This window comes from Oleiphilus sp. HI0086 (assembly GCF_001635225.1).
In genome coordinates this window covers 1-4,809 of sequence record NZ_LWFZ01000684.1, presented here as the reverse complement: position 1 = coordinate 4,809, position 4,809 = coordinate 1, and the positions used below count along the sequence as shown (strand labels likewise).

The window sequence follows — 4,809 nt, the reverse complement described above, 5'->3', positions numbered from 1 at the left end:
AACTTCACTTTGTCACCGTTGAGCATGCTCCGCATAGTTTCGTAGAAGCTGGGAAAGTCGTCGGAAGCGTTACACAACTGCTACATGAGATTTTTGAAACAATGGGCTATCAGCTGGAGATTACTTCGGTCCCAGCAAAAAGAGCACTTTTAATGGTGGAGGGCGGTCTTGTTGACGGGGTATATCCGTATACCTACAGCGAGTCGAGAAGCAAATCTGCATACTTTTCTAACCCTATCTCAATAATTGATACTGTATTTTTCAAAAGAAGATCGTCAGAAATATCGTGGGAGACTTTATCAGATCTTCAGCCTTATAGTATCGGGTCAAATGCAGGCTACCATTATCCTATAGCGTTCCAAGCTGCTGAGCGTGAAGGGCTCATAAAGACAGCTCCGCTGTTTTCACAAAACCCAACACTCGACAACTTAAAAAAATTGAACCGCGAGCACATCGAGCTATTTATATGCAACAAGCTGGTATGTCAGTTTTATATTGATCAGTATGCACCTTTGTTTCGGAACATTGACTATATTCCTAAAGCAGTCGGACCTATCAAGGCCTTTCATGTCGGCTTTACTCGCAAGAAGAGTGGGGCCTTAGAGTTGCGTGAACAATTTAACATAGCTCTAGATGGCGCCATAAAGACAGGTCTACTCGAAAAGATCTATAAACAGCAGGGAATCAAATCAAAAGTAAGTCGCCTGGGTTCTCAAGGTGCGAAAGGCCTAGTAATTCGATAACGAGTAACTCAGAGCTTCATCGAATCTTTAAACTGTGGAAAGGTCACGCATTTATTTTTGCGAAGCGCTAGCACCGCTCTTTTTAAAAACGTGGCATATTGCCTATTAGGAGTGATCATTAACGTCCCATAACGAGGTTATTCGCTGCTTTGAATGATACGCCACCCTAACAAACTTATTGGGTTTCCCCCCAAGAATTTGTTAGCCTAAACTCGAGTGGGCTTCGCCCTACCTCACGAGAAAATGCGCTTGAGAAGCTACTCGCGTTAGAGAAGCCGACTTTAAAAGCAATCTGTTCAATGCCTTCAGGTGTACTGATTAAGTATTCCTTAGCTCTATCCATACGAAGTTGATTAGATAGTTTTCTCCAGTTTGTCCCTTCTTTTGTTAGATAGCGTGTAAGCGTTCGTGATGAAATATTGAGCGCTTTAGCCAGTTGTTCTTTGCTCAAGTCTTGGTAGCCATTTTCCTCGAAGTAGCGTTGTGTCTTTGATTCAATGGTAAGCATATCAGGTAGTTGATCAACATATTTTTGGATTCGTTTGGTTAAGATTTTTTCCATCATACGGTTACCTAATGGCATGACGATATCCATTACACGTATGTCATTGAGCAAATAATTATCGTTTTGCTCGAACTTAACTGGGCAGCGATAGTATTCACCTATCTCTTCCATTCCGGGTAGAGGCTCTCCTTTAAACCCAACTTCTACGACAATGTCAGGAATATCGTTGTACAAGGTTTCCTGAAATGAGATGGCTGAGCCCATATCCCTCCCTAGAACAAAAGCGACGCTTTTATCACACAGGCCTCTACGATAATCAAAAGTCGTCTTTACCGAAGACTTATAGATACGTGGTTTTATGATTGAAAAATTCAATTCACCATTTAAATGCTGTGAGGCGAAGTTGATAATAGCTTTTGGTGTTTTACAAGCAAGAAGGGCTTACCCCATCAAACCGAATGAGTTTGCATTGCAATGTAAACCAACATCAAAGCCTACTCTAAAAGGATGAGTGGGCATACAAGCAAGCAAATTTTTAATCACATGCAATTCTTAGTCTAAGGACGGGTCACTATGTTCAAGGCTTTCGAGTGTAATACCAGAGCCCTCCAATACTCGCTTAGTGGATAGGCCTTTAGATAAGGCATATTCAAGCAAGATTGTCACCTGACCGCTTCCCCAACCTGGAAAACGAGCATTAGTATTCATTGTATTTATTCTTTTGTTAAACCGTAATACGACTTTTCCTATTATGCAGCAGTTAAGTTCTATTTAATCTCTATTAGGCACTCAAAAACTGAGAGTTTATTCACATTTCAATCTAACTGTCTCATTTGGTAAACGATTTGTCTTATTAAAGGATGTAGCATGTGTTCATCAATACATACTATTTATTAACAAAAGAGGTATGAAATTGATAAGGAGTATCGAACTTACAAACGATCGTACTAACACATATCTAGTTAAGATAATAAAAATAAGGATAAAAATAATGAAGTTAATTAAAACAATTCTAACAGCAAGTATTGCCGCAAGTGTGCTTGTCCCGGCTGCACAAGCTAATAATGATGGATATATCCCCGCACTTAGTTTTGTTGCAGGACTGTTGAACCAAGGTATCTTTCCGACCTCTGATGCCTACACAACAAATGATGACATCATTGTGGAGGCAAATGATGGTGTTGACTTGGCCGCCAATGTCTTTGTTCCTAATGACCTGTCAGAACCAGCACCAGCCATCATTTTTGTAAATAGCTGGGCTCTGAATGAATATGAGTATTTAACACAAGCAGGAGAGTTAGCAGAAAAGGGCTACATCGTTTTTAGTTATAGCACTCGAGGTTTCGGCACATCAGAAGGCATGATTAATACGGCTGGCCCAAAGGACATCGATGATTTTAGCCGTGTGATAGATTACCTTATCGAAAACTATAACGTAGACCCAGAGAGAATAGGGAGTGCGGGTGTTTCCTATGGTTCAGGTATTTCTTTGATTGGCGCAGCACACGACCCTAGAATAAAAGCCGTTTCAGCAATGAGTGCTTGGGGCAGCTTGGCAGATTCGTTATATGGAAACCAAACACCTCGCTTGGTCTGGGGTGAGCTACTAACACTAAGTGGCAACTTACTCGGAAATCTGGACCCAATTGTCGAGCAGCACTGGTCAAATATCAAAAATCAGAACTTAAGTGAGATTCCTGCTGTTATGGAGTGGGCGGGTGTTCGCTCTCCATCCAATTATGTTGATGAGCTTAATACCAATGGTACGGCAGTTTATATCGCCAAAGCTTATGGTGATAATTTGTTCCAACCTAACTCATTAATGAGTATGTTTGAACAGCTTACCGGGCCAAAACATATTGATTTGGTTTCAGGTACTCATGCTTCAGCAGACTTACTTCCTCCAGTCATCGGTGCGGAAGCCTTACCTTGGACAAGTACCTATCAATGGTTTGATCATCACTTAAAGGGTGATAACACGCCGATAGCAAGCGCTAAACCCATTACAATGAAAGTGAAGTTTGAAGATCAGTACGATAGCTTTGACCACTTCCCTATAGAAGATTCCAGTACAGAAACCTTTTACTTACACCCTCGCTCAGCCTTCGATGATGGTGATATGGAGAGCTACCCATACTGGAGCTTCTTCGGCAGAGACAACACAATCAATGCTTGGGCCGGTACCTTATTTAGCACGCAGATTCCGCTGTTATCACAAATTCTTGAGCAGTTAGAGGTGCCTATCTTAGCGAGTATTCCAGCCGCCTCGGATATTAGAAGTATCCATTGGAAATCGAGCTGGCTGAGCGAAGAAATGCAAATACGTGGGAATCCTTCAGTATCACTACAGATACAACCAAAGCACGATGAGATCCAGCTAGTTGCTTATCTTTATGACATGAATGCTTTGGGTGTTGGAAAATTAATAACTCATGGCGCGATTACATTGCCAGACACAAACTCCGGCGAAAAAATTTCTGTCGACTTCGATCTAGTAACGACAGCATACGATGTACCCGCGGGTCATCGCCTTGTTCTAGCTGTTGATACCAAAGACCCACAATATCAATCTCCAACGGGTGTCGATTACTTTGTGGATTTTGAATATAGCAGCAATAAACAGTCAACTTTGAAAGTGCCAACGCTCTAATTATACATCCTGAAATTGTTTACCAAGTTAGAGGCATATCTTGTTACTGAGATATGCCTCTTTATTATCTAGATAATTCCTACCACGATAAGTTCACATTCTCGATTGAGTGTCTTATTCGCCAAAGATCCTGTCCCATTGGCGGATGTTAATAAGCTTCTTCTAGATTTATTCTATTTTTAGACACTTTAACTTCTACTAGAAAGAAGGTGAAAGCGTCAAACGAAAATGTGAGCCCGACGATTTCTTGGGCTATCACGTGTAACCAAGAGTCAGGCAGGTTAGCTGTTAATACATACCCCTTCGAAGCCCATATTGTGATTTGATTAAGACAATAATCTCTTTAGGCGACACTTTTAAGCTTTCGTTGATTGCTGAAGGTGTAGAAACGAAAGCACAAGAGAGTGAACTAATTAAACTGGGCTGTATTCAAGCTCAGGGTTATCTTTATTCAAAGCCTGTCGATAGCATTGTATTTCATGAACAATTTATCGCTTCTTTAACATAGGGTGTGGTGATTAACAGCGGGTGTGATTGACCTGTGGAAAAGAAGGTCTAGCGGAGACCTTCTTTGTTAGGGCCAGGGAGACGGTTGCTGTTGTTAATATGTTGTATAGCGTTAAGCCAGACTATGCGTAATCGTAATCACCAGCTGCATTTATGGCGGCCTGGTATGCGGGCCTAGCATGAATACTGGCAACATAATTGCTAATATTAGGATGTGTTTCGGGAGTTGCCAGGCCTCTTGCGCAGGCTGCTTCTAGTGGAAAAATCATTTGAAAATCAACACCACTCAAGGCATCACCACACCCTATGTTAAAGAAGCGATAAATTGTTCATGAAATACAATGCTATCGACAGGCTTTGAATAAAGATAACCCTGAGCTTGAATACAGCCCAGTTTAATTAGT

At 41.3% G+C, this 4,809-nt stretch carries 6 protein-coding genes; 3 read left to right on the top strand and 3 right to left on the bottom strand.

The window, feature by feature from the left end; all coding sequences use genetic code 11:
* Positions 1-743 (top strand): ABC transporter substrate-binding protein (locus A3756_RS10470; protein ID WP_068553462.1); only part of this gene is annotated, 743 nt, incomplete at its 5' end.
* A 175-nt stretch (positions 744-918) separates the two neighbouring features.
* On the opposite strand, the gene A3756_RS10465 is transcribed toward A3756_RS10470, so the two are convergent.
* Together A3756_RS10465 and A3756_RS26650 are read right to left on the bottom strand one after the other, a co-directional pair.
* Entirely contained in the window at positions 919-1,512 is a 594-nt protein-coding gene (locus tag A3756_RS10465) for an AraC family transcriptional regulator (RefSeq protein WP_068508814.1), read from the bottom strand.
* Positions 1,513-1,800: 288 nt separating this feature from the next.
* Entirely contained in the window at positions 1,801-1,956 is a 156-nt protein-coding gene (locus A3756_RS26650) for a hypothetical protein (protein WP_156490405.1), read from the bottom strand.
* A 283-nt stretch (positions 1,957-2,239) separates the two neighbouring features.
* On the opposite strand from A3756_RS26650, the gene A3756_RS10460 reads away from it, so the two are divergent.
* Together A3756_RS10460 and A3756_RS29235 are read left to right on the top strand one after the other, a co-directional pair.
* Complete coding sequence (locus A3756_RS10460; protein WP_068553461.1) at positions 2,240-3,898, top strand: alpha/beta fold hydrolase; 1,659 nt, start codon at positions 2,240-2,242, stop codon at positions 3,896-3,898.
* Between the two features lie 322 nt (positions 3,899-4,220).
* Complete coding sequence (locus A3756_RS29235; RefSeq protein ID WP_068508809.1) at positions 4,221-4,406, top strand: EAL domain-containing protein; 186 nt, start codon at positions 4,221-4,223, stop codon at positions 4,404-4,406.
* Positions 4,407-4,527: 121 nt separating this feature from the next.
* Here A3756_RS29235 and A3756_RS26645 read toward each other — a convergent pair whose 3' ends face one another.
* Positions 4,528-4,695: a hypothetical protein gene (locus A3756_RS26645; RefSeq protein ID WP_156490404.1), complete on the bottom strand. Its 168-nt coding sequence runs from the start codon at positions 4,693-4,695 to the stop codon at positions 4,528-4,530.
* Between the last annotated feature and the right edge of the window lie 114 nt (positions 4,696-4,809).